The organism is Dyella mobilis (assembly GCF_016904945.1).
Lineage (GTDB): Bacteria > Pseudomonadota > Gammaproteobacteria > Xanthomonadales > Rhodanobacteraceae > Dyella_B > Dyella_B mobilis.
In genome coordinates this window covers 1,241,213-1,267,684 of record NZ_JADIKF010000040.1, presented here as the reverse complement: position 1 = coordinate 1,267,684, position 26,472 = coordinate 1,241,213, and the positions used below count along the sequence as shown (strand labels likewise).

At 60.1% G+C, this 26,472-nt stretch carries 17 protein-coding genes; 13 read left to right on the top strand and 4 right to left on the bottom strand.

All coding sequences use genetic code 11. The features are described 5' to 3' along the window. Positions 1 to 60 precede the first annotated feature (60 nt). From ISS99_RS22015 to ISS99_RS21995, 5 genes are all read left to right on the top strand, one after another. Positions 61 to 2,673: a bifunctional aspartate kinase/diaminopimelate decarboxylase gene (locus ISS99_RS22015; RefSeq protein WP_204633733.1), complete on the top strand. Its 2,613-nt coding sequence runs from the start codon at positions 61 to 63 to the stop codon at positions 2,671 to 2,673. 170 nt (positions 2,674 to 2,843) lie between these two features. Next, on the top strand, positions 2,844 to 3,224 hold the full coding sequence (locus ISS99_RS22010; RefSeq protein WP_204633732.1) for an endonuclease domain-containing protein: 381 nt from the start codon (positions 2,844 to 2,846) through the stop codon (positions 3,222 to 3,224). Positions 3,225 to 3,324: 100 nt separating this feature from the next. Continuing rightward, positions 3,325 to 4,680: a UDP-N-acetyl-alpha-D-muramoyl-L-alanyl-L-glutamate epimerase gene (gene murL / locus ISS99_RS22005; protein ID WP_204633731.1), complete on the top strand. Its 1,356-nt coding sequence runs from the start codon at positions 3,325 to 3,327 to the stop codon at positions 4,678 to 4,680. Position 4,681: 1 nt separating this feature from the next. Further along, the gene (gene murD, locus ISS99_RS22000) at positions 4,682 to 6,040 is read left to right on the top strand and encodes a UDP-N-acetylmuramoyl-L-alanine--D-glutamate ligase (RefSeq protein WP_204633730.1); all 1,359 of its coding nucleotides are present in this window, start codon (positions 4,682 to 4,684) and stop codon (positions 6,038 to 6,040) included. A 215-nt stretch (positions 6,041 to 6,255) separates the two neighbouring features. Further along, positions 6,256 to 6,657 carry a TIGR03067 domain-containing protein gene (locus ISS99_RS21995; RefSeq protein WP_204633729.1) on the top strand — a complete coding sequence of 134 codons (402 nt, stop codon included), beginning with the start codon at positions 6,256 to 6,258 and terminating at the stop codon, positions 6,655 to 6,657. 27 nt (positions 6,658 to 6,684) lie between these two features. Here the strand turns inward: ISS99_RS21995 and ISS99_RS21990 are convergent, their stop codons facing one another. Then, the gene (locus tag ISS99_RS21990) at positions 6,685 to 7,305 is read right to left on the bottom strand and encodes a TetR/AcrR family transcriptional regulator (protein ID WP_204633728.1); all 621 of its coding nucleotides are present in this window, start codon (positions 7,303 to 7,305) and stop codon (positions 6,685 to 6,687) included. 74 nt (positions 7,306 to 7,379) lie between these two features. On the opposite strand from ISS99_RS21990, the gene ISS99_RS21985 reads away from it, so the two are divergent. The 4 genes from ISS99_RS21985 to ISS99_RS21970 all read left to right on the top strand — a co-directional run bounded on the left by ISS99_RS21985 (position 7,380) and on the right by ISS99_RS21970 (position 12,136). Then, the gene (locus tag ISS99_RS21985; protein ID WP_204633727.1) at positions 7,380 to 8,003 is read left to right on the top strand and encodes a glutathione binding-like protein; all 624 of its coding nucleotides are present in this window, start codon (positions 7,380 to 7,382) and stop codon (positions 8,001 to 8,003) included. Positions 8,004 to 8,156: 153 nt separating this feature from the next. Then, complete coding sequence (locus ISS99_RS21980) at positions 8,157 to 9,035, top strand: RDD family protein (RefSeq protein ID WP_204633726.1); 879 nt, start codon at positions 8,157 to 8,159, stop codon at positions 9,033 to 9,035. Then, on the top strand, positions 9,032 to 10,684 hold the full coding sequence (locus ISS99_RS21975; protein ID WP_204633725.1) for a GYF domain-containing protein: 1,653 nt from the start codon (positions 9,032 to 9,034) through the stop codon (positions 10,682 to 10,684). The genes ISS99_RS21980 and ISS99_RS21975 overlap by 4 nt, the downstream gene beginning before the upstream one ends. 363 nt (positions 10,685 to 11,047) lie before the next feature. Next, the gene (locus tag ISS99_RS21970) at positions 11,048 to 12,136 is read left to right on the top strand and encodes a fimbrial protein (RefSeq protein ID WP_204633724.1); all 1,089 of its coding nucleotides are present in this window, start codon (positions 11,048 to 11,050) and stop codon (positions 12,134 to 12,136) included. 189 nt (positions 12,137 to 12,325) lie between these two features. Here the strand turns inward: ISS99_RS21970 and ISS99_RS21965 are convergent, their stop codons facing one another. The 3 genes from ISS99_RS21965 to ISS99_RS21955 form a co-directional block, all read right to left on the bottom strand. Next, positions 12,326 to 14,380, bottom strand: coding sequence for a M13 family metallopeptidase (locus ISS99_RS21965; protein WP_204633723.1), 2,055 nt, complete (start codon positions 14,378 to 14,380; stop codon positions 12,326 to 12,328). A gap of 234 nt (positions 14,381 to 14,614) precedes the next feature. Continuing rightward, positions 14,615 to 15,433: a fimbrial protein gene (locus tag ISS99_RS21960; protein WP_204633722.1), complete on the bottom strand. Its 819-nt coding sequence runs from the start codon at positions 15,431 to 15,433 to the stop codon at positions 14,615 to 14,617. 567 nt (positions 15,434 to 16,000) lie between these two features. Continuing rightward, a complete protein-coding gene (locus tag ISS99_RS21955; RefSeq protein ID WP_204633721.1) occupies positions 16,001 to 19,360 on the bottom strand; it encodes a GH92 family glycosyl hydrolase in 3,360 nt (1,119 codons plus the stop codon). Positions 19,361 to 19,893: 533 nt separating this feature from the next. On the opposite strand from ISS99_RS21955, the gene ISS99_RS21950 reads away from it, so the two are divergent. From ISS99_RS21950 to ISS99_RS21935, 4 genes are all read left to right on the top strand, one after another. After that, positions 19,894 to 20,163, top strand: coding sequence for an XAC0095 family protein (locus ISS99_RS21950; protein ID WP_204633720.1), 270 nt, complete (start codon positions 19,894 to 19,896; stop codon positions 20,161 to 20,163). 358 nt (positions 20,164 to 20,521) lie between these two features. Further along, entirely contained in the window at positions 20,522 to 22,636 is a 2,115-nt protein-coding gene (locus ISS99_RS21945; RefSeq protein ID WP_204633719.1) for a YadA-like family protein, read from the top strand. 129 nt (positions 22,637 to 22,765) lie between these two features. Next, the gene (locus ISS99_RS21940; RefSeq protein WP_204633718.1) at positions 22,766 to 24,673 is read left to right on the top strand and encodes a YadA-like family protein; all 1,908 of its coding nucleotides are present in this window, start codon (positions 22,766 to 22,768) and stop codon (positions 24,671 to 24,673) included. Positions 24,674 to 24,979: 306 nt separating this feature from the next. After that, positions 24,980 to 26,437 carry a DHA2 family efflux MFS transporter permease subunit gene (locus ISS99_RS21935; RefSeq protein ID WP_204633717.1) on the top strand — a complete coding sequence of 486 codons (1,458 nt, stop codon included), beginning with the start codon at positions 24,980 to 24,982 and terminating at the stop codon, positions 26,435 to 26,437. Positions 26,438 to 26,472 lie beyond the last annotated feature (35 nt).

Below are 26,472 nucleotides of genomic sequence, written 5' to 3'. Positions count from 1 at the left end.
CCGGCTGATGCAGCGCAACACTGGCAGGATTGTCTTCCCCGCAACCCTGACAGAGAAACCGTGACCTCGAATGCCCCCGCGCCGCTTAGCTCCGGCGCATCCTGGATCGTGATGAAGTTTGGCGGCACCAGTGTCGCCACCCTGCCTCGTTGGCAGAACATCCGTGAGCTCGTTGCCAGCCGTCGCGCCGAAGGTGCACGCGTGCTGGTGGTCGTGTCCGCGCTCACCGGCATCACCGACGCACTCAAACAGATGTGCGCGCAGGAAGACAAAGGCAAACGTATCGAGGCTGCGAAGGCGATCGCGCAACGTCACTACGACTTGCTCGGTCACATGCAGCTGGCGGTTCCGGAAACACTCGGCGCGCGACTGGCCGAACTGGCCAAGCTGGCCGAAGAAGGCCCCGCAATGCTGGGCGAGCTGGCCTGGGCGGCGCTGGTGCAGGCGCATGGCGAATTGATGTCCAGCGCGCTGGGTGCGGCGTTTCTCACGCACAGCGGCCTGTCCACCCAGTGGGTGGATGCCCGCGATTGCCTCGCTGCCGTGGCGCTGCCCAACCAGAACGAGCGCACCAAGCTGCTCTCGGCGATGGTGGAAGCCAAACCGGATCCGTCCTTGAACGCGCGCCTGTCGCAACAGGGCGAAGTGTTCATCACGCAGGGCTTCATTGCGCGCGAATCGCAGGGCCGCACCGTGCTGCTCGGCCGTGGCGGTTCCGATACGTCCGCGTCGTATTTCGGTGCACTGCTGAAAGCGCAGCGGGTGGAAATCTGGACCGACGTGGCCGGCATGTTCACCGCCAATCCGCGCCAGGTGCAGGGTGCTCGCCTGTTACAGAAACTCGATTACGAAGAAGCGCAGGAAATCGCCTCCACCGGTGCGAAAGTGCTGCATCCGCGCTGCCTGTCGCCGTTGCGCGAACCGCGCGTGCCAATGTTGATCAAGGACACCAACCGGCCCGAGCTGGAAGGCACCGTGATCGGTCCGGAAGTACGCGAGCACGCACCCAGCGTCAAAGCCATCAGCGCGCGCAAAGGACTCACCCTGGTCTCGATGGAATCGGTGGGCATGTGGCAGCAGGTCGGCTTTTTGGCCGACGTGTTCTCGCATTTCAAGCAGCATGGCCTGTCGGTGGATCTGATCGGTTCGGCCGAAACCAACGTCACCGTATCGCTGGACCCCACCGAAAACCTGCTCGATTCCGACGCCGTGGCAGCGCTGGCCAGCGACCTGGCCAAGGTGTGCCGGGTGAAGATCATCGCACCCTGCGCCGCGATCACCCTGGTCGGTCGCGGCATGCGTTCGATGCTGCATACCTTGTCCGGCGTGCTGGCCGAATTCGGCCAGTTGCGCGTGCATTTGATCTCGCAATCGTCGAACAACCTCAACCTCACCTTTGTGGTGGACGAGAGCGTGGTCGACGAACTGGTGCCGCGCCTGCATGAAATGCTGGTGGCCGCCGGTGCGCTGCGTACCGACGACAGCGCCTTGTTCGGCCCGAGCTGGCAAACCCTGTACGGCAGCGGCGAAACGGTAGCTGCCGGCGATGCATGGTGGCGTACCCAATGCCGCGATCAGTTGCTGGCGCTGGGCGAGCAAGCCACGCCGCGCTATGTCTACCACTTGCCGACGGTGCGCAAACAGGCGCGCGAGCTGAAAACGCTTGCCTCTGTCGATCGCCTGCATTACGCCGTGAAGGCGAACACGCATCCGGCCATCCTGCGTGCGCTGGCCGAAGAAGGCTTCGGTTTCGAATGCGTGTCGCCGGGCGAGCTGAAAGCGGTGATGGCGACAGTGCCGGAATCTGCGCCGCTGCTGTTCACGCCCAACTTCGCACCGCGCGAAGACTACGTTTGGGCATTGAGCACCCGCGCCACGGTTTCGCTCGATTCGCTCTATCCGCTGGAGCATTGGGGCGAAGTGTTCCGTGGGCGCGAGATCGTGCTGCGTGTCGATCTCGGCCGCGGCCTGGGGCATCACGAGAAAGTGCGCACCGGTGGCAGTGGCAGCAAATTCGGCCTGCCGGTCGAACACGTTGACGCGTTCCTGCGCCTGGCCGACGCCCACGGTGTCACCGTGCGCGGCCTGCACGCGCATCTGGGCTCCGGCATCCTGGACGACAAGCACTGGGGCGAGGTCTACAACCAGCTCGCCAGCCTGGCCGAGCGCATCGGCAGCGTGGCCTTCCTGGATATTGGCGGTGGCCTCGGCGTGCCCTCGCATCCGGGCGAGGCGCAGCTGGATATCGCCGCGCTGGAAGAAGTGCTGCGCAAGGTGAAGGGGGCCTATCCGCACTACCAGCTGTGGATGGAGCCTGGGCGTTACCTGGTGGCCGATGCCGGCGTGCTGATCACTCGCGTGACCCAGCAGAAGGGCAAGGGTTCCTGGCGTTACCTCGGCGTGGACACCGGCATGAACAGCCTGATCCGCCCCGCCTTGTACGACGCCTGGCACGAAATCGTGAACCTCACCCGCCTGGACGAGCCGGCCACCGCCTTGTACCAGGTGGTTGGCCCGATCTGCGAAAGCGGCGATGTCATCGGCTCCGACCGCCGCCTGCCGGAAGCGAAAGAGGGCGACGTGATGCTGATCGCCCAGGCCGGCGCCTACGGCAAAGTAATGTCCTCGCCGTACAATCTCAGGGATGAGGCGGAAGAGATCATTATTGAGTGACGCCCCGCTTTTCCCCTCTTCCCTTCGGGGAGAGGGCAGGGTGAGGGGCCATTCTTGCGCTGAGTAGTATTCGGAGTGGGTTGTGCTTGTAGCCTTTTCGCAAGAGTGGCCCCTCATCCCAACCTTCTCCCCGGAGGGGAGAAGGGGCAAAGCAGAAAGGGCGTATCAGGATGAAACGCATGCACGTCGATCGGGCGCGAGGACTGCGTCGCAATATGACAGACGCTGAGCAACTGCTCTGGCGCCATCTGCGCAATCGACATCTGACGGGAAGCAAATTCCGCCGCCAACACGAAATCGACCGCTACATCGTCGACTTCGTCTGTCCCGAAGCGAATCTGATTGTGGAACTGGACGGCGGACAACATGCGGAAATGATGGCAGTGGATGCTGATCGCACGCGCCGGCTCGAATCATTGGACTACCGTGTGCTGCGTTTCTGGAACAATGATGTATTGATGAACATCGAGGCGGTGCTTGAGGTGATTTTGGAGGCTGTGGCTAGAGCGGCCCCTCACCCCAGCCCTCTTCCCAGAGGGGAGAGGGAGTAAAAGCACAGCGCCCTTGCTCCTTCCCTTCTCCCTTCCGGGGAGAGAGGCGGGCTGAGGGGCCGCTCTGGCGAGCAATTGAAAGAAATCGGAGCTTTTCCCAGTGACCAACCCGATCCAACCCCGCCTGACCCAGGTCTTCCGTTTCGTGCGCTGCAGCTATGCCGACGGCGTGGCCGAGCTGGTGTACGCCTTCGACCAGGGCGAGGAGCTGATCGAGCGCGTGCGCTTTCCCGCCGCGCCCGCCGTGCCGGCCGAAAACAAGCACGCCTTTGAGGCGGCGCTGAAGCTGCTGCATTTGATTGCCGGCGTCAGCTACTACAAAGCCGGCGTGCCGCCGAAGATCGAACTAGCCGACGGGCCGTTGGACGACTGCACGGCGAATCTGCTCGACGCCCTTTACCTGCACGGTCTGGCCGAATTCGCTTATCGCAACGGCTTGGATTTGCGTGGACGCATTGCGTTTCCGCGCAGCTCAGAGGGTCGGGGTGAGGGGGACACTCTTGCGAAAGCGCTCCATCTACCCAAGCGCACCCTGGTCCCCATTGGCGGCGGCAAAGATTCTCTCGTCGCCGTGGAAGCAATCAAGCAGATCGGCGGCGAAGCCACCGCGGTATGGGTCGGCAACTCGCCGCTGATTGCCGCCTGCGCCGAACGCACCGGCCTGCCTACGCTCAATATTCAGCGCGAACTCGCGCCGGGCCTGTTCGAGCTCAATCGCCTCGGTGCGTGGAACGGCCACATTCCGGTGACCGCGGTGAATTCGGCCATTCTTGCCGTCGCTGCGATCCTCTACGGCTACGACAGCATCGCCTTTGCCAACGAACGCTCCGCTTCTGCCGCCACGCTGGAATACGAAGGCCAGCAGGTGAATCACCAGTGGAGCAAGGGCTACGCGTTCGAGCAGATGCTCAGCGAATGGCTGCATACGCACGTCGCGGTCGATCTGGATTACTGCTCGTTGCTGCGCCCGTACTCGGAACTGGCCATCACCCGTGCCTTTGCCAAGCTCACGCCGTATTTCGATGCGTTCTCCAGTTGCAACCGTAACTTCAAGATCCTCGGCCCGAAGCCGGCGGATCGCTGGTGCGGACAATGCCCGAAGTGCCACTTCGTGTTCCTGGCCTTGGCGCCGTTCCTGCCCAAGCCGCGTTTGCTCGGCATCTTCGGGCGCAACCTGCTCGATGACGAAACGCAAGCCGCCGGTTTCGACGCGCTGCTCGAATACCACGACCACAAGCCGTTCGAGTGCGTGGGCGAGGGCGCCGAAGCGCGTGCGGCGATGTATGCCCTGAGCCAGCGACCGGAGTGGCAGGAAGATGCACTCATCGCGCGCTTCCGCAGCGAAATCCTGCCGCAACTGGATGTGGCAGGGCTGGCGCTGGAACCGTGGTTGCAGCCATCCAGCGAACATCGCGTGCCCGCACGCCTGCAGGCCGCACTAGCGGTGATCGGCTGATATGCGCATCGCCGAACTAGCCGGGCAGCGCGTCGGCATCTGGGGCTTCGGTCGCGAAGGGCGTGCCGCCATCCGCGCCTTGCGCAAGCGTTTGCCGGAGCTGCCGCTGGCGCTTTACTGCGGCGAAGATGAAGTGGCGCAGGCTCAGGATTTCGATGCGGCACTGCGCATCTATCCGCACGAGCCCGATGCCGTGGCATTGAGCGCGTACGACATCGTCATCAAGTCCCCGGGCATTTCGGCGTACAAGCCGGCGATCGTCACCGCGCAGGCGCAAGGTACGCGCTTCACCTCCGGCACGGCGTTGTGGTTCGGCGAAAATCCGCAGGCGCGTGTCGTCGCCATCACTGGCACCAAGGGCAAGAGCACCACTACTGCGCTGCTGGCGCATCTGGCGCGTTCGCTCGGTGTGCGCACGGCACTGGCCGGCAATATCGGCTTGCCCTTGCTGGAACTGCTCGATGAGGAAGCCGAGCTGTGGGCGATCGAGCTGTCCAGTTTCCAGACCAGCGAAGCCGGTCCGTTGGAACTGGGCGTCATTACCAGTCTTTACGAAGAACACCTCGACTGGCACGGCACGCGCGAACGCTACGTGGCCGACAAGCTAAAACTGGCCGACGTCGCTCGCCGCTTGTTGGTCAACGCCCACCAGGCACCCTTGCTGGAAAAAACCGCGCAGCATGCGCAACGCTTGATATTTGGGCAGGCCGATGGCTGGCACGTGGCGGAAGGCTTTATCCGTCGTGGCGATGTCGACGTGTTCCCACTGGAAAACGTGGCCATACCCGGCGCGCACAACGCACTGAACGCTTGCGCTGCACTTGCCGCACTGGAAGCGATGAACGTCGATGCCGTCGCCGCAGCACAGGCGCTCGCTACGTTCCGCCCGCTGCCGCATCGCCTGCAACTGTTGGGCGAGCGCGACGGCTTGCATTGGATCAACGACTCCATCAGCACCACGCCGCAGGCGACCCTCGCTGCGCTGGAGAGCCTGCAAGGACGCGAGGTCACGGTCATCGTCGGCGGCCACGATCGCGGCCTGGATTGGGGTAGTTTCGTCGATGCGGTGAAAACGCGTACCGCCTTGCGCATCATCACCCAGGGCGCCAACGGCCCGCGCATCGCCATGGCGCTGCGTAGCGGCAAATCGGAAGTACCGCTGGGCGACGTCGACAAGCTCACCGATGCCATCGAGATGGCGCGCATCGTCACTCCCGAAGGCGGTACTGTGCTGCTGTCGCCGGGTGCGCCGAGTTTCGACCAGTATCACGACTATGCCGAACGCGGGCGTCGCTTTGCCGGCATGGCCGGGTTTGATGAAAGCGAGATAAGCGGCATCGCTGGCATGGGGATCGGCTAATTACCCGGCCCTCCCTCATTTCCTTTCTCGCCTAAAGTGGCAAGCTTTTCTCCCTCTCCCCTCCGGGGAGAGGGTTGGGGTGAGGGGCCACGGCTTGCGCAGCGCTGCATCAATGCGCAAGCGTGCTCTTAGCAGCGCTTCACTAGTACAAAGCACTGTCGCAGAATCAGCTCCTCAACCAGCCTCTCCCCGCAGGGAGAACATTGGAGAGTTACATGCAAGTGGACAACCACGCTTCCGACAATGACCTCGCTTCGCTGCAAGGCAACTGGCTACAAACCGCACACGAAGCTGACGGCATCGCCGACAAGCCCGACGAAGAACACGGCGGGGCCGGAACCATCACCACCTTTACCGGCCAGCGTTTCGTGGTGCGTACCGTCGGGGGCGACCTCGTGCTGGAAGGCAGCTTTACCCTCGATGCTTCGGTCACGCCCAAAGCCATCACCTGGGTCGATGCCATCGGCAGCGATGCCGGCAAAGCCCTACCAGCCAGTTATGTGCTGGACGGGGACCACTTCGTGTTTATCGCCACCGATGAAGGCCGTCCTCGGCCTACCGTTTTTCAAACCGTCGAGGGGCAGACCATGCGCAGCTTTGTTCGCATGAAGGATTGAGTGCGGCGACGCCGACGGCGCAGCGCCTCAGCTCGCCGCGCAAATCATTTTGATCCCCGCCACCGCCGTTGCCCGCAACGAAGCGCGCGTGTCACCCGTGCGTGAGCGCAACGCCAAGGTGTGAATGATCGCGGACGCCAGTTTTGCCAGCACGGCTGGCTTGGTGTTGGCAGCGATTTCCCCTTGCTTGCGCGCGCGCTTGAAGCGCGCTTCGAAAGCATCGTCGAAACCTGTCAGCGCTGCATGCAGCTTTTCGCGCACCTCGTCATCGTTCATCGCTTCGGCCAGCGACGTGCCGATCAGGAAGCAGCCGCGAGCACCGCCCTGAGCCGGGAAGTAAAGACCCAAGGCCAGGTCGCACACCTGCAACAGAGCCTGTTCAAGCGGTGCGTCTGACGACAACGTCTCGCCCATCGCGTGCTGGGCGGCTGCCACGTAATCGTCCATCGCGGCGAGATACAGCGCGCGCTTGTCGCCGAATGCGGCGTACAGGCTTGGGCGATTCATGCCGGTCGCCTCACTCAGGTCATCCAGCGAGGTGGCGGAATAGCCCTGGCGCCAGAATGTCTCCTGCGCACCCGCCAGTGCTTGGGCAGGGTCGTAGGCGCGCGGCCGTCCGCGGGGCTTCTTGGCTTCTTTTTGTACCATATTGTATAAAAAACTATTGACCAGAGTTATTTGTGTTCAATATAGTACAAAAACACCAACGGGAGGTTCTTCGGATGAATTTGTACTTTGCCCCGCTTGCCTGTTCCATGGCCAGCCGTATCGCGTTCTACGAAGCCGGCGCCCAGCCTCAATTCACCCAGGTCGATACCAAAAGCAAAACACTGGGCGACGGTACCGACTACCTCACCGTCAACCCGCTCGGGCAGGTGCCGGTGCTCCGCACCGACGAAGGTACGTTGCTGACCGAGAACGGCGCGATCCTGCCGTTTATCGCAGACTGTTTTCCGCAGGCGGAGTTGGCGCCTTCGTCCCGCACGGAGCGTGCCCGCATGCAGCAATGGCTGAGTTTCGTCGGCACCGAATTGCACAAGGCGGTGTTCTCGCCGTTGCTTGATCCGCGCGCGTCGGAAGAGGTGAAGACCTACGCGCATCACAAAGCGAAGGTGCGGCTGGACGTGCTGCAAAAACATCTGGCGGCACGCGAGTTCCTGCTGGATCACTTCACCGTGGCCGACGCCTATCTGTTCGTGGTGCTCAATTGGGGCCAGTTCTCGGGCATCGATCTTGCTCAGTGGCCGGCGATCCACGCCTATTACCAGCGTCTTGCGCAGCGGCCTGCGGTGGCGCGTGCCTTGAGCGAGGAGATGGGCATTTACCAGCAGGCGAAACGCGCGTAGCGGCAGTTTTTTTGCGCGGGTTGGGGGCCAAAAGAGGCGTTCTCGACGCCCCCATGCCCTTGGGCTAGCATCATCCCCGGATTCGCCGCGGGGAGGCGCGACTCCAAGTGATCGTGCAGCACGTGCTGCATAGCCTCCCGTCAGGGAGCTGCCATGCAGGAAGAATGGTACGTAGAGCTGGACGGCGCAGCGAATGGCCCCCATGAGCGAGCGGCCGTGGTGCAACTGCACCAGCTCGGCCGAATCGACAGCCACACCCTGGTGTGGCGCGCCGGCTTTCCTGACTGGATGGGCTACGCCGCGGCGGGGCTGGACATACCGCATGATCCGCCGCCGCTTCCGCCCCCGAGCGAACGGGACGAGCAGGACGCCATGCGCCGCGTCATCGCACGGCGCAACGGTTCGCGCAGGCACGCTGAAGCGGCCGATGGCCTTCCCGAGAATGCGCCGAAGCTGGAAGTGGAAGACGACGGCTGGCAATGGAGCGCGCCGGCGCCCTGGCGGCGTTACTTTGCGCGCGTGCTGGATATCTTCCTGCTCGGCACGTTTACCTGGATGGTGTTCACCATTATTTCCGCAGCGACCAACCAGGCGCTGTTTGCCACCTTGTTTCGACGTGGTGGCCTGATGGGTGTGCCGTATCTATCCAACGTGGTGCTGATGGCGTCGCTGATTCCGGTGCAGGCGCTGTTGCTGGGCACCTCGGGCACCACCGTGGGCAAATGGATTTTCGGCGTGCGCATCACGCGTCGCGACGGCAGCGCGATTGGCATTCGTGCCGCACTGGGCCGCGAGGTCGGCGTGTTTTGCCTAGGCATGCTGGGCGGCATTCCGCTGCTGGCGTTCGTGCCGATCTGCATCTCGTATCGCGTGTTGACCCGCACCGGTTCCACCTCGTGGGACCGCGGCAAGGATTGGGTGGTAACCCAGCGCGAACCCGGCGACACGCAAACAACCATGTTTACCTTAGGGATTCTGATCCTGGTGATTGGCGGTGGCGTCCTCGGGGTTGCGCGCGGGGTGCATGCATGAGCCTGCTCTATTTGCGCCGCGGCGGCCGGGTGGAGGGGCCGTTCGATCCGCTCGAAGCGCGCAAGCGCTATGCCGGTGGCGAATGGCCGCGGCAGACCATGTCGTGGCGGCCCGGCGAAAAGCGCTGGACATCCCTAGCCAAGCGGTGGCCCACCGGCAACAACGCGGGCAGCATGCTGCTCGGCTTTATCGCCACCGCGCTGATCTTCGTGCTGGCGGCAGCCTTGATCGGTATACCCGGCCGATTGTTCATCTATCTGCCCAATGCCCTGCAGACCCAGCGCTTTCTGGTGGAAGTGGTGGCAGGTGCGCTGGGGGGCGCGGTCGTATTGACTGCTTTCACGACCTATCGAAGTTGGAAACGTACGCGTCGCCTGGCATTGCACGAAGCCTTGTGCATCCTGCTCACCCTGATGGTTGGTGCATCGTCGATCGCCTTGTGCCGGCAGGCCATGAAACTGGTGCAGACGGAAGACAATTTCCCCAATGCCTCCATCGTCTACGACGATGTGGCAAGAGTCATACGCGTACACGGCACCATCGGTCATCGCTTCAGTCAGGATCTCGCCGATGCGCTGGCCGGCAATGGCGGCGCGCAAGCTGTCGTCATCAACAGCCCGGGCGGCTTGCTGGACCAGGCCTTCAAAAGCGTGGATGTATTGATCAAGGCGCATCTGCCTTTGCGTATCGACGGCGACTGCGCCAGCGCCTGCGGTTTGCTGTGGGCCGGTGTGCCGCTGCGCGAAATGACCGACGCCTCACGCATCGGCCTGCACCAGAATCGCACGGTCAGCGATCTGCCGGCGGAAATGACCGCCGCCACCATGAAGCACCTGGATGAAGAATCCATCAAGCTGCTTGCGTCAGCCGGCTTTACGCCAGCGATGCTGCAACGTCGTGCGGTTACACCACCGGGCAGCGTGTACTGGCTGAGCGCGGTCGATGTGATGACCGCCGGCATCGATGCCAAGGTGATCGGCGTCGATGGCCGGCCGGTTAGCGTGGATACCGCAAAATGGGCCGTGATCGTTGCCGCCTGGGGCAAGCACAGCTTGACCGGCCAGCTCTACCAGGCTATTGCGCTGCACGAACCTGCGCTGGCCGACACTTACAAAGACAAACTGTATGCGGCCTTGCACGGCAGCAACATGCCGTGGTTCCACTATGAAGACGGTTTGTTGGAAACCAGTGCGATCAAGCAAGCTTTCGCGCAGGTTCCCGACCGGGCATTGATGGATTGGGCGCAGAGCCGGCAACACGATCTGGCCGATGCCAGCCAGAGCGGGAGCGCATCTACGTGTGCTTTCCTCACCGCCACGGCGACCATCGAAACGCTGGATGCGATCACGCGCAGACGTGTCAACGATCACGCGCTTGCCCGCACGCTTGCCCTGGTGAACGCGATTCCCGGGAATGCACTCGCTCAGGCAGTCGACGTACAACCTTGGGCTGGCGAATTCTCCGATTACTCCAGGCAGCTCGTTACGCGCCTGCGGCAACAAGGCTATCCCACTGACACGGCGCAGTGGACCAGCTTGCAGCGCTGCAATTATTCGAGCGAATTTTTGTTGGGTGCCGTGCAGATGCCGCTGGCCAGTGGGGCCGGAATTGTGCGCTATAGCCTGGTGGGGCGCCAGGCGCATCGGTGAGCGCTGTTTTACTTGCATATTCTTAAAGGTAATGGATATCCGTTTTTGTCTGAAAATGGATAATAAGAATAGAATTATTATTTAGTATTTTATCAAAAAAAATATTCATCGATTGATTTCGATAAAAAAGGTACGAGAATTTCAGGGCGGTCATGCCTCGATCGTCAATACCGAAGACGGGCGTCGTGGAGGATAAATACCCCGTCTCCAACTAATGATTCACTTTCCAAGAGTGAGATCAGTGGCGATCTCATTAGTAAAACCACCTGTGAACCACGAGTGCCTGCAATGGGGCAGGGCTGAGTGTTTCCGAAAAAAGTCGGCGTGACGTGCGATGCAGGTGCTCAAATGTGGAGGGAACTCATGCAATCATTTATAGGGAAGGGAACTTGGGTCCGGCTTTCGGGTTTTCTGTATAGGGCGTTGCTGGTATTGCCGTTGCTGTTGGTCTTTGGAAAGCAAGCATTGGCGTGCAATGGCAATACCGTTGGGGTGGATATGCCCGCCTTTTCCTATAACCAGGCTGGCACGCCGCCTGCGAAAGGAGCGCCGTTGGGACCGTGGTCCAACAGTGGGGGAGGCCAAGTCGTTCTCGATGCGCACGGCTGCAAGTATTGGATCTGGCAGGCGCTGGCTAAATCTGTTGATGCGCCCATTCCCGGTATCACTTACACGGATGGTTTGAACACGTATCCTGTTTACCCGACTGGCGTCGAAAACATCGGCTACATCCTGATGATCAAGGATCCCAATGCGAGCGGATTCTTTCCGGTTACTGCCGTATTTACGCAAACTTATCCAGCGCCGGGCACCATTGATGCTGCCGCCGTCGTGATTGGTGTGAGAATACAGGTCCGACTGATTGCAACAGGCCCGGTATCTTCCGGTGTGTATGTCATACCATCGAAACTGGTAGCGCAAATGGATGGTTACGCCTGGAATGGCGGTCCCTATTTGATGACGGGGTACGTCAATTTCAGTGGCACCACGCTCACTGTGTCCACCAAAGGCTGTCGCGTGACGAGTCCTTCAAACCAGGTGGCGACACTTCCGTCCGTCGCACCGAACGCCTTTTCAGGCGTTGGTTCTTCACCCGCCGTGAGTAGTGATACGGTCAATGTGTCAGTGAGTTGCGATCCCAATGTCACTGTTTTTGCCACGATGTCGGACGCTACAAATATTGCGAATACCACCAATGCCTTGACGTTGACCGCGGCTTCTAGTGCGACGGGTGTGGGCGTTCAGGTATTTCGTGATGGCCTGACGACGCCGATCACCCTTGGTCCATCGAGTGGAACGCCCGATGGCAACCCGGCAGAGTGGCAGGTTGGAGCTAGCGCTAATGCCGCTGTGTACAACATTCCACTGAAGGCATCGTACGTGCAAACGGCGGCGACCGTGACGCCGGGAAGCGTGCAGGCCAGGGCTACTATTACCTTCAATTATCAATAGTTCGTGCGCAGTTCTCCGCTTTTGCTTGGAGGGCCGGCGCCAGCGTGTGTGATTTTCGTGGCACCGTACTCCCTCGCCTATGCAGTAGCGGAGGGTTGGGGAGGGGTGCTCAGGGCTGGCGCAACATGTCGTTATTGCGGAGAGCACCCTCCTCCAACTCCCCCTGCTAGCAGGGGGAGTAAAAGAGCATTACCAAATCTTCACTCGCTCATCCGGCGTCAAATACAACTTCTCGCCCGGCTTCACATTGAATGCGTCATACCAGCCATCGATATTGCGCACGGTCAGCGCACGGAACTGCGCCGGCGCATGCACATCGGTAGCGAGGCGCTGACGCAATGCGGCGTCGCGGATTTTCGAACGCCATGCCTGGCCAAACGCCAGGAAGAAGCGCTGGTCGCCGCTCAATCCGTCCACCACCGGAGCAGGCTTGCCGCCCAGGGACTTGTGGTACGCCGCATACGCCACGGTGAGACCGGATACGTCGGCGATATTTTCACCCAACGTCTGCTGACCGCTCACGTGCAAGCCAGGCAGCGCTTCGTACTGATCGAATTGCTTGACCAGCTTCTGTGTGGCCTCTTCGAAATGCTTGGCATCCTGCGGCGTCCACCAGTTCTCCATCTTGCCCTGCGCATCGAAATCGGCGCCGGTGTTGTCGAAGCTGTGGCTGATTTCGTGGCCGATGATTGCGCCGATGGCGCCGTAACTGGCCGCGGGATCCGCACTCGGGTCGAAGAACGGCGGTTGCAGAATCGCTGCCGGGAAGTTCAAGGCATTCTGCAGCGGCAAGTTCACGGCATTCACGGTCTGCGGCGTCATCCACCACTCGCCACGATCCACCGGCTGGTGCAACTTGGCCAGCTGGTGCTGATATTCCAGTGCCACGGCGCGTTCGTGATTGCCGAGCGGGTCGTCCGCTTTCACATCCAGGTTGGCGTAACTGCGCCAGGTTTCCGGATAGCCCACGCCCACGCGCAAGGTTTCCAGCTTCTCCTTGGCCTTGGCGCGCGTGGCCGGCGTCATCCATTCCAGTGTGTTCACGCGATCGGCGAAGGCGGCGATGATGTTTTTCACCATCTCCTGCACTTTGGCCTTGGACGACGCCGGGAAATATTGCTGCACGTACAGCTGGCCGACTGCATCGCCCAGATCCGTATTGGTAGCGGCCACCGCACGCTTCCAGCGTTCCTGCTGCTTGGGCGTACCCTGCAAGGTAGTGCCGTAGAAATCGAAACTCAGGTCGGCGTAGGGCTTGGGCAACAGCGGAGCGGCTTCATTCAATGCGTGGTAGCGCAGCAGCTGCTTCCAGGTATCCAGCGATTCGCTGCCAACCAGTGCAGCGATGCCGGTTGTTGCAGAAGGCTGCCACACGTCGATGTGCTGCTGGTCGGCGAGCCCGGCCGCCTTGAAGTACGCCGTCCAGTTCAGGCCGGGCGCCTTCTGTGCGAAGTCGCCCATGCTCCACACGTTATTGGCTTTGTGCACGTCCTGGCTGTCCACCAGGGTTTCCTGTGCCTGCGCGATCTTGGTTTCCAGCGCGATGATTGCTTTGGCCTGCGCTTCGGCGTCTGGCGTGCCGGCCAGTTTCAGCAGTGAGGTCACATAGGTCTGGTACTTGGCGCGCGCCTCCACCATGTCCTTGTCCTGCGACAGGTAGTAGTCGCGGCTGGGCATGGCAATGCCACCTTGCATCAGATACGCCATGGTGTGGTCGGTATCTTCCAGCCCCTGCGTCACGAACAGACCAAACAGGTTCTGTGTGTGGAAGTTGGTGTCGTTGATCGGGTCGACATCGGAGCGTTGTTCGCTGCCGAGCACGCTGGCCAGGTCGTCGCGTGTCTTGATCGCGTCGATCTGGTCGAGCTGCGCCTTCATTGGCGCCAGGCCGTGCTTCTGGATGCTGGCTTCATCCATGTAGGCCGCATAGTAATCGGCGATCTTGCGTTCGTTGCTGCCGGCGGCGGGATGTTTGGCCGCGATGCCGCGAATCAGCTCGGCGGTGTGCTTCTCGGCCAGTTCGTACACCTTGAGGAAGGTGCCGGTGCTGGAGCGGTCGGCCGGAATCTGGGCGGTCTTCAGCCAGGTGCCGTTGGCGTAGTCGAAGAAATTGTTGCCGGGCAGCACAGAGTGGTCGATGCCCTTGAGGTCTATGCCGATATCGGGGCCATTGGCGGGAGCGCCTATTGCGCCAGTGGTGGCGCTCACTATGGCCGCCGCGAGAATCCATCGAAAACGCTGCATGGCGATCACCTTTGTCGAGTGGGAATGAAGCGCTTCACCATAGTTCGCTCGCGCAGGATTGTGTGCATGACTTCTGGCCTATAGCCTCCGTTTTGCTGTTCGGAGTTGCCAGAGGTGCGCCACGGATCCTTTTATTGATCCTCGATTTGAACGCATTCAATAAAAAAGCCGCCAGATGAATCTGACGGCTTAAAAGCGAGGCATTGAGATACTTTGATGAGGCGAGTCGTGAACTTACTGGTAGGAAAGTGTCACTGTTGATCTGGCTTGTACACTGCCTGGGCCAATAGTGTTCTCCGTCTGCACGTAAGAAGCGTTAAAAGGAATCGTGTAGGAGACTGCTCCGGCATTTCTGCCCACGAGCCATTGATTCAAATTACCTGGAGATGAGGAGTCAGGCCCAAAGGATATGGGGGTCGATAAACCATCGCGATACACTTGGATGCCAACACCTGAAGCGGTGGAGCCAGGTGTGAGTGCCAGGACATCGCTCGTGTTGCCAGGATCTGTCGCGTCCGACATGGTTGCATAGACAGCAATACCAGCATCGCAGTTGAGCGAAATATTAACGGTCGAGCTCGTGCCTGAGTTTGAGCCCACCCCGGAAAAATTACTGGGCGACACGCTGGAGAGACGTATGGCTTGATCGCTCGCCGATGTTACGGTGCATCCGGTTGAGTTGGCCGTGATGGTTGCGCCTTGGAATAGAAGCGACCCGGGGACGGAAAGCTCCACGTCAGAGCCATCATAGGCATGCAGGTATGCGACCGTCTTTGAAGGTAGCGAGTAAGTGCCGGGAGTTAGAGGACCAATGGCGACAAAGAGGATCTGTGCTTCAAATCCAAGTGCTATAGGATTTCCGAATCCCGGGAGCGGCCACGTTTGAACGAACGGAGGAGCCAGGGGATGAAACTGCGAGTCGGAAGGATCGCGAACCTGTACCACATAGCCGATGCTCGATTGTCCCGTTGGATAGACCGGATAGTCAGCACCACCAGAGGCATAGGTGACACCGGGAACGGGCGTATCGGCAGGTTGAACGGTACCTTTCACGATAATGTTAGTCGGGCAAGATATGCCGGTAGCACGGGTTGACCCTGCCCATCCCGAGCCTATCTGTTGGCCTGGCAACAAAGCATTGATGGGTCCGCTGTAACTCTGCGAAGCGGCGCTAAGGTTGATAGTTGATGGAGTGCAAGTGGTTTGAGCAAAGGTGATATTCGCACCGCCAAGGAGCAGTAACGCTATGGTGGCCTTGTGTCTGTTATTTAAACGGAGCCGCATTGATTTAGTTGATGAGACCATGATTTTAGTGAGTCCCTGAAGGAGGCATTAGGCGCAATGCGGGCGCTGTGATCATTTCGTCACATGCTGTGAGAGTTGGAGCACCGGCGAATCATAAAATTGAGTCCATGCGCGCGGACATCAGACTGGTCTTAAAAAGTAATGGGCGAAGTGACACCACCGCTGAGCATTAGTCGGGTGGAGTGTCAGAAGTGTTTTTCGGCGCAATTCGAAGCAAACGGTAGATTTGCCCCGTAAATTCACAAAAAAAAGTAGCGGAATGGGCAGTGGTGAGACGACTGCCGCCACGAATTGGCACTTGGAAATGCGGTGGATTTAGCGACCCAACAATTCAACTTCTGCCAGCGAGGTGCCCGTACCCTGGTCGAAGCGCAATCGGTAATACGCGTGTACGCCGGCTGTGTGGATCACGAAGGCGCGTGTCTGCCGCGGCCATAAGAAAGATTCTCCGACACGGTGATCCAATGCAGTCCAATGAATTCCATCATCAGAAGCTTCCAACTGCCAATGCGACGGTGAGGATGTTTGCGCGCCGGATGTCAGGGTGTACATCGCCACGAGATGCGATTGCGATAAATGCCAGCTTATAGTCGTTGGGCCGGCTGGCAAACGAGCCTCAGTCTGGCTGTTCTGGTCGAACAACGCATCGACATCAGGGAGCGTAGGATCACTGGTAGCTTGCGCCTGACCAGGGCCGAGCAAATCACGTAGCGGAGACGGGTTGCCTTCCGCGGTAATCGATGCGGGTAGCGCTTGCGCACTAGTGCCCCACTGCGAAGGTTCTGGTCCCATTACGAAATCCAGCGTTGCGCCTTGCGTAAGTAACGCATGTGGCAGGGTCAGCTTGTTCCAGGGCTGTCCATTGACGCGCAGACTTTGCACATAACGATTGATATCGCTGACGCCCGGCGCGTTGACGACGATATGCTTGCCGTTCTCCAGCATCACATCAAGGTGGGGGAAATAGGGCGCGCCGATCACATATTCCGATGTTCCCATGCGCAAGGGATAAAAGCCCATGGCGCTGAACAGCCACCAGCCGGACATCTCGCCATTATCTTCATCGCCCAGATAGCCCTGGCCGATGCTGCTGCCCAGGTAAAGACGCGATAGCACATCGCGTACCTTGTCCTGCGCCTTCCAGGGCTCACCGGCATAGTCATACATATAAATGATGTGATGAGACGGCTGGTTGCTGTGGCCGTACTGTCCCATACGCACCGCCTGCGCTTCGCGCATCTCGTGAATCACGCCGTCGTAGTGACCGATGTGGTAAACGCCGGGCGTGGCGAAGAACTGGTCGAGCTTGGTCGCCAGGGCGGCCCTTCCGCCGTAGAGCGCGGCAAGTCCGGCACCATCCTGCGGTGCATGGAATGCCATGTTCCACGCGTTGGTTTCTGTGTAGTCGCCGCCCCAGGCCAACGGATCGAAATCCTGCTTGCCGACGCGCCAATCCCCCTTTGCATTGCGGCCAACGAAAAAGCCGACATCGGGATCGAACAAATTGACGTAGTTCAATGAACGGTTGCGGAAATAGGTGGCGTCTTCCGTGTAATGCGTGGAGTAGGGGTCGGAAGCGTCGTGCATTGTAGCCAGTGCCTGGGCCAGATTGCCGATCGCAAAATCCGCGATATACCCATCCATCGACCACGACAAGCCTTCATCGATGCCGGTATCGGTATAGCCATTGAAGATCGAGCGCTCCAGCCCTTTGCGTCCGGTGCCTTTAAGCGGGCTGACTACGGTGGCGTCTTTCAATGCGGCTTGATAGAACGAACGGACATCAAAGTTGTGAACGCCCTTCAACCAGGCGTCGGAAAAAGCCACGTCCGCGCTGGTGCCCACCATCAGGTCGGCATAGCCGGGTGACGACCAGCGTGCGATCCAGCCGCCGTCGCGATATTCCTGCACGAAGCCGTCGATCATTTCACCAGCGAAGTGGGGCATCAGCAGCACATAGGCCGGCCACGCCGTTCGATAGGTATCCCAGAAGCCGTTATTCACGTACACCTTGCCGGCCATCACGCGCGCACCAGTTTGCGTGGGTGTGTCTGTGCCGGTCGCAGGCGAGAAAGGGCTGGCGTATTGGTAGACGGGGTTGGCTGCTGCACCCGTGTTTTCAAAGGCTGAATTGGGATACATCGAAAGGCGGTACAAGTTGGAATACAGCGTCACTCGTTCGCCATAGCTGGCACCTTGCACCTGCACGATGCCGAGCTGTTTATCCCAGATTTTTTGCGCCCGCTCACGCACGTCGTCGAAGCTTTCGCCGGGCGTGATTTCCAGTTGAAGATTGTGCTTGGCTTGCTCAAGGCTGATCAGTGAAGTCGCGATGCGCACATTCACCGTCTTGTTGCGCGAGGTATCGAAACCCAGCCACGCGGTGACGTGGTCGCGTCCTTCGCCGGTAAGGCGGCCGCTTTCGCTGACTGGCTGATCCACCTGTCCGTAGAAAAACAGCCGGGTGGCACCGGCCGACAATCTGCTCTTTACGTCGGAGTAGCCGCTGAAACTTTGATGAGCTGGATCCAGCGTGACCGCGCCTTCATCCGTGCGATTGTCGAACACCAATTGACCGCGCTGGCCGGGGAAAGAAAAGCGCAGCATCGCTGCATGGTCGGTGGGCGTCATTTCGCCGGTGATGCCGTTGTCGAACGCCACCTTGTAGTAGTGTGCGTGGGCTATTTCATGATCGTGAGTGAAGCTGAGTGCGCGCTGCTCGCGATTCGCACTGGGCGCGCCGTGGGTCGCAGCTGCCGGCATGATTTGCAATGTCTGCCGGTCGCCCATCCACGGGCTGGGTTCGTGCGATAGCGAGAAGGCTTCCAGTCGTGGGTGATTCTGCGCGTCGTTACGTTGTTGATACTGGTACATCCAGTCGGAACCGGCGTCCGTTACTGGCACCCAGAAGTTGAAGCCATGCGGCAGCGTCACGGCAGGGATATTGTTGCCGCGCGAAAACACATAGCCGGAGTTGGTGCCGCGCAAGATGGAAACGTAGTCGCTGGGGCGGAGATTCAGCGGCTCCGCGGGCGCCGGGCCAATGCGCACATCATCGAGAAAGCCCTCGAATTTCGCCGCCGGGCCATCGTGTATCAACACAATGTGCCGGATACGCTTGCCGGCTGCCACCTTGCCTACGTCAATGGCCAGGCGATTCCATTGGTTGATGTAAACCGTACGGCTTGCACCCAGTGCACGTGCATTGGCGGCAATACGATGTTGATCGCGTGCGGCTGTCGTGGAAAGCCGAGTGCCGTCATCGAAGATAAGGTCAACCGACACGTACGTGGCTGGATCGGCCAGGTCGTTGACCACGATGCAGGGAAACAGCAGGTAGGAAAGCTGCGTATCTGCGTGCACCGGCAGATCGACGTTGAACAGTGTGGCGTCCTGCTTCCCACCTTCGGTGCCCAGATAGTGCAGCGAGTGCAGGCCGGTAAAGCCGACGCCGGGCTTGGCGCTATAGGCATCCTGCGCAGACGGACCGCCGGCCAAGTCGATGTGAAAGGTCGCGTTTGCGGTGCTGGTGACCAGCGCCGGGTCGCCGGGCTCGAAGGAGCTGTAGAACGCAGGGCTTTGTGTCGCGCTGACGCCAGTGGTGGTGAACGCCAGTGCTAAGCAAAGCAGCTTGCGCTGAAATACAGTTGCGCAGGAGCTTGGCAGCTTGTCCATCGGGAATCCCTGTAACGCCGGCAAGCCTCGATTTAAATCGATCTAAACTTAAAGTGTCAAACCGCATCGCAGCAAGCTTTGCTCCCTCTCCCCGAAGGGGCGAGGGAGAAAGGCTGATCGACGCAAGATTTATCTCTCCACCATCGTCCGCATCCGCCGACATACAGAAAGCCGCTGACGCGAGATATTGAGCATGCCGGGCGAGCCTTCGTGCACGCGATCCACGCACGCCCGGCGTATGAAGTGAAAGAGCGCGAGCCGCATGGGCCGGTAACCCACACGGCTCGCTACCACAACCAACTGACTAAGGAGTTGATCATGGGTCCCCGGATCATACGGCACCTGCACGCATGCGTGCCCCCGCTGTGCCAGCTTTCGCTCACTTCACGTTCGTGCCTCACGCACGAAGCCGGGTCTTAGCGGATATCGGCCGACTGGGCGTAGGCATACGCTTACACGGCTTGCAGATTTTTCTCTGTTATCCCTCACGCCGCGCGCAATGCGCGGCGTGTCTAACGGTGTGGAGTGAAGGTATGAAAGCGATCAAGCCTGCGGCCATGACGCTGCGCGGATATGTCTTGCACGAAGAGCAATATCGGAAACTGGAGCAGTTGCGCGATCAGTTGTTTCTGATGGCGAAAGTGATTTATGCGTCGACCGAGGAAGAGGAAGACGTGTTGCTGGAAGTGCGTCGCTCCAATCTCGGGCAGTTGCTGGAAGATTTCGGCCTGCGCGTGGATGAAGTGGTGACGGCGTTGAACTGCGACGGGCATCGGTTGCAGACACCGTCACAATGGCATTGATGAAGGATTCGCGTGGCCATTCCCTCCCAGCCTCCCCCTGCTTGCAGGGGGAGGAGCCGAGTGCACCCGAGCGCCGATGCTTCTGATTTATGCGCTGCAAAGCCAATGCCGTCCACGTACCGATTGCGAATACCAACGCAGGCGTATTGAGAAAATATTGATAAGGCTAAATCGCCTCCCGCCGAACGTCCGAACTGAGGCTAGTCCTATTCTTCGTCATGCGAGCAGCACCTACTCTCAATGCCGTACCCCATAACGGGTGCGCGCACGTGTCACGCGTTGATGTGTGCGAGGGACCGCAGGCACGTGCGTTATCGCAGTCATAGATCATCTGTATCTGCTGACAACGGCGGTAATGATGGAGCGCGAATCGCATCTGCGTGCTTGTGGGTCTGAATTATCGAGCGGGCCGTATGCCCCCTTTATTTTCCTATCCGCCTATTGCGCAAATACGGCACGGCGGACCGACAGACGAGGTAGCGACATGTCCTTGAAGAGCGGTAAGCGCCGGTTGCGGCGATTGCCTTTGTCCCTGGCTGTAACGGGCGCGATGTCCACGTGGGTGATGTGTGCCACGGCGGTGGCTGGTGCGGCACCTACTAGCGATAGCATTGAAATTCGGTGCGACAGCGACGTTGCTGAATGCAAAGAGACAGGTTTTACCCGCGCTTCGAATCGCTCGTCGAGCGGCGGAGCCATTTTCAACGCAGGTTACTTTGGCAATGGGGATGGTGTTTCCATGGGTGTGCCTGGCTACACAGCCACGGCCACCCTGGTCGGCGACATCGCGCTGGGTTCTAGTGCCTACGCTGCCGGATCGGAGACGATGTCTGCCATTGCGATGGGAAATTCAGCGGACGCTAGTGCAAGCAACGCGGCTTACGGTTGGGGGAGTGTGGCGAATGCCGCTGGAATGACCGATGGTGTGGCACTTGGTGATTTCTCGACCGTAAATCGCAGCCATGCGATTTCAGTCGGCTCAGCGTCACTTCAGCGCCGCATCCAGAATGTTGCCTATGGCGTGAAAGACACCGACGCGATCAATGTCAACCAATTGACGGCGCTGGTGAATACGCTGGGTGCAGATATCGACAGCGGCACGGGCGCCGTGATCGCTCCAACTTTCACCGTCGGTGGCGCAACGCAAGCCAACTTTTCCACGGCCGTGGGAACGCTGGATAGCTCCATCACAGCGACCAACGCTGCCATTGCTAAATTTGCAAGCGATTTCAGCGATGGTGCCGCGGGTCTGGTACAGCAGGTGTCGGCCGGCGCGCCGATCACGGTAGGTGCGAACATCGACGGAGAGCTGGTGAATTTCGTCAACAATGGATTTGCGACGCGCACGCTGACCGGCGTGAGCGCTGGCGAGCTGAGCAACACCAGCACCGATGCCGTGAACGGATCACAGCTGTTTGCGACCAACCAACAGGTTGGCACGAATACTTCCAACATCAATAACCAGACTCAGCGTCTGGTGGATATCAGCAACGGCGCCGCGGGTCTGGTACTACAGAATGCCGATACCGGTGCGCTGAGCGTGGGCACGGACACCGCGGGCATCCTGGTGGATGTCGCTGGTACGGCTGGCGGACGTGTATTGACTGGCGTTGCCAAGGGCAATGTGGCATCGGGTAGCACCGATCTGGTAAACGGTGCGCAGCTGTATGCGATCAACCAGCAGATCAGTTCGCTCGATGTGCGTGCAACTAGCGTTATAGGCAATATCAGCGACATCCAGAATGACCTTGCCGATCTCTCTCCGGGCTTCGCTGACTTCATCACCTATGACGATGCCAGCAAGAGTCGCCTTACGCTGGCGGGTGCCGATGGCACTTTGCTGAGCAACGTATCCGCGGGCCTGATCGCGGCGGGAAGCATGGATGCCGTGAACGGCGGCCAGCTGTTCGATTTCAATGCGCTGTTTGAAGGGGAATTGGGAGATCTGAGCGATCGTGCAGACGATCTGGCGTCGCAGTGGGATGGTGTGGAGAAGGGCATCGCCGACGGTACGCTGCAGCCGGGTCATTTCGATGGCGACGCGGGCGGAAAGGTGATCAGCGGCGTAGCACCGGGTATTGCCGACACGGATGGCGTGAATGTAGGCCAGATGACCGACATGTTGGCGAATGCTGTGCAGCAGGCGCAGAACTACACAGATCAGCAGGCAGCGGCATTCAGCGGTTCGCTGAACAGCTTCAAGCAGGAAGTGGATCAGCGTTTCAAGAAACAGGATGAGCGCCTGGATCGTATTGGCGCGATGAACGCCGCCAGCACCCACATGGTCATTAATGCCTCCGGTGCCACCACCACGAGCGGCCGTGCCGCGATCGGTGCGGGTATGCAGAACGGAAAGGGAGCTGTAGCTCTAGGTTATGCCCGGCCGATTGGCGAGCGCACGAGCGTGAGCATCGGCGGTACGTTCAGCGGCCCCGAGAAGCAAGCCGGTGTTGGTGTTTCTGTTTCCCTTTAATTCCCCTGCCGTCGATGACGGCATTACCCATCGAATCAAGCAGAGGTTTTTGAGCTTATGAACGTGAAGAATGAAAAGCGCCGAATCGGCCGTTTACCCTTGTATGTTGCGATGCTCGCGGCGTTGCCGATGAGCAGCCTTAGTATGTCGGCGGTTGCCACGGATGTTGGCAATGAGGCGCGTTGCAGTGCAGAGACGTCGGACGATCAATGCAGCGGCGATACGCTTTCCAGCGGCGGTTTTCGCGCGAACAGCGGGGCCATTGCTCCCATTGGCATCAATGGCGGAGGCTTCGACGGTAGGGGCACTGGTATCGCCATTGATGCAGACGGTGGAACTTCATCCACTAACACTGCGGCGGATATCGCTATTGGCAATGGCGCTACGGCAGTGGGTGTCAACGGGAGTGGTTCTGCCATTGCCATAGGTGCGAATGCCAATGCGGGGGCCCTTTTCTCCGTCGCGCTGGGCGAAAACGCATCCGCAACGGCCGAGTACAGTGTGGCGTTGGGGTCCAATTCGGTCGCCGATTCCAATAATACGGTGTCAGTCGGTGACGCTGGCTCGGATCTGTACCGCCAGATCGTGAATATGGCCGCTGGTGTGGAGGCAAACGATGCGGTGAATGTGAGCCAGCTGACGCCCGTCATAACCTCCATCGGCGGCAGCATCGATAGCGCCACGGGTGAAGTGACGATGCCGACCTTTACCGTGCAGGACGATAACGGTATCTCCACAGTGGCTGACGCAGTGACGGCACTCGATAGCGCCGTTTCGGCCAGCAACGCCAGCATCACCAGCCTTACCGATCAGGTCAACGACGGTACGCTGGGTCTGGTGCGGCAGTCTGCGGCAGGTGCACCGATCACGGTGGCCGGCAGCAAGGACGGTACGGTGGTGGATTTCACCAACAATGCCAATGCAACCCGGACGCTGACCGGCGTGAGCGCGGGTAATCTGGCGGCGAACAGCACCGATGTGGTGAACGGCTCGCAGCTGTTTACAACCAACGGGAACGTGCTGACCAATACCACCAATATAGCCAGCCTGCAGTCGCAGATCGACAACCTGGGTAGTGGCGAGACCGGCCTGGTGCAGCAAGTTCCCTCCACCAACATCATTACGGTGGGGGCGGGGACCGGCGGTACGGTGGTGAGCTTTGCCAACAATGCGGGCAACGGGCGCGTGGTGACGGGCGTGGCCGATGGCGCCCTGGACGGGAGCAGCGTCCAGGCTGTGAACGGTTCGCAGCTCAATGACACCAACCAGGCAGTGACTGCGCTGGACACGCGCGTGAGCGCTGCCGAAGGCGATATCACCAACATCAAGGACACGTTGAAGAACCTGGGCGACGGCCTGGCTTCGGGTATCCAGTACGACGATGCGACCACCAAGTCGCAAGTGACCTTGGGTGGTGCAAGCGGTACGGTCATCGGCAACGTGGCGGCCGGTTCGATTGCTTCGGGCAGCATGGAAGCGATCAACGGCGGCCAGCTGTCGGCAATCCAGGACAACCTGCAGAGCCAGATTGGCGGTTTGAATGATCGTATGAACGATATCGCCGATGGCCTGGGTAACGTGGGCAGTGGCTTCGATGGCGATTTGAACAACGAGCGCATCACCAACCTGGCGCCGGGCATTGCCGATACGGATGCCGCGAACCTGGGGCAGGTCAAAGAAGCCGCAGCGAACGCCGTATCCACGGCCAATGCCTACACCGATACCAAGTTCAATGCCTTGAACCAGGACCTGCAGAACTTCAAAGGCGAAGTGAACGATCGCTTCAACCGTCAAGACCAGCGTATCGATCGTATTGGCGCGATGTCGGCGGCCAACACGCAGATGGCGATCAACGCTGGCGGAGTGGAAAGCACCGGCAAGGGTCGCCTGGCCGTGGGCGTGGGCCTGCAGAACAGCAGGGCTGCCTTGGCGGTGGGCTATGCCAACAAGGTCAGCGATCGCGTGCGCATGAGCTTCGGAGCTGCGGTGAGCGGTTCGGAAGCCTCGGTCGGCGCGGGTGCGGGTTTCGATCTGTAAGCTTTGCTGGATACAACCTGGTTGTTTCAAGCCGGCGTCCCAGGGCGCCGGCTTTTTTGCTTTGCACCCTCTCCCCTTCGGGGAGAGGGCCGGGGTGAGGGGCGGGGCTCGTGCCGGACTTCATCATCGTGGAAGAGCGTTTGCAAAGGGATTCGCGATACTTAGGAATACGAGTCGCAAGAGTGGCCCCTCACCCTAACCCTCTCCCCGGAGGGGCGAGGGAGCAAATCGCGGGCTCGTGTCGATTTCATGCGGTATCGTTCGACGCATCAGTTGCAACGCAGTCATCTCGCCACAGGAATCAGCATGTCCGACGCATCGCAAGCTCCCGCATCCCTGCACCCCGACCGCCGATGGCTGGCGCTGATCGTGCTGTGCATGGGTGTGCTGATGATCGTGCTGGATACCACCATCGTTAACGTGGCGCTGCCGTCCATCAAGGCTGACCTTCGTTTCGGCGACACCGAGCTGGCCTGGGTGGTGAATGCCTACATGCTTACCTACGGCGGCTTTCTGCTGCTGGGCGGACGCCTGGGTGATCTGTATGGGCATCGCCGATTGTTTCTGATCGGTATCGGCGTGTTCACGCTGGCCTCGCTGGCTTGCGGCTTGTCGACCAGCCAGTTCGCGCTGGTGATCGCGCGCAGCGTGCAAGGTTTGGGCGGTGCCGTGGTGACGGCGGTGGCGCTGTCGCTGATCATGGATTTGTTTACCGAGCCAGCGGATCGCGCCAAGGCGATGGGCGTCTATGGCTTTGTCTGCGCGGGCGGCGGCAGCCTGGGCGCGATGCTTGGGGGTGTGTTGACCAGCAGCTTGAGTTGGCATTGGGTATTTCTGGTCAATCTGCCGATCGGTATCGGTGTGGTGCTCGCGTCGTGGCGGCTATTGCCTGCGTCGTCGGGTACGTCGGCCTCGCGCCACCTGGATATGTGGGGAGCGTTGACCGTAACGGCGGCGTTGATGCTGGCGGTCTACGCCATCATCAATGGCAATCAGGTGGGCTGGCTCGCCCAGCGCACACTTGCCCAGCTTGTCGTTGCGCTGGTGTTGCTCGGCGCGTTCTTCGGCATTGAGGCGCGCGTACAGGTGCCGTTGATGCCCTTGCGTCTGTTTCGGCTGCGCAACCTGATGGTATCGAACGCGGTGGGCGTGCTGTGGGCAGCGGCGATGTTTGCCTGGTTCTTTTTGTCTGCACTCTATATGCAGCTGGTGCTGAGGTATGGGCCGATGGAGGTAGGCTTGGCCTTTTTGCCGGCTAATCTGATCATGGCGCTGTTTTCCCTGGGCATCTCGGCACGGCTGGTGACACGCTTCGGCATTCGCCGCCCGCTGGCGATGGGTCTGGCCCTGGCGGCGTGCGGGTTGCTGTTGTTTTCACGTGCATCCGTGCATGGCGATTTTGTCACTGATATTCTTCCGGGGATGGTCTTGCTCGGCATCGGTGCCGGCGTGGCGTTCAATCCCGTTCTGCTCGCGGCGATGAGCGATGTGAGGCCGTCGGAATCCGGCTTGGCTTCCGGCGTGGTCAATACCGCTTTCATGATGGGCGGTTCATTGGGGTTGGCCGTGCTGGCCAGCCTGGCTTCGTGGCGTACGCGGGGATTATTGCTGAGTGGAAGCGCGAACGTTGAAGCGTTGACCGGTGGCTATCAGTGGGCCTTTTTGGCCGGAGCGTGCTTTGCCGCGCTGGGTGCGCTGTTGGGTGCCTTGTTGTTGCGCGTGTCGCCGTCGTTCGCGCAAGACGGGATGGATGCAGCGCACTGAGCGCTTCAAATTTTCGCGTGGCCGCTGTAGGTTGG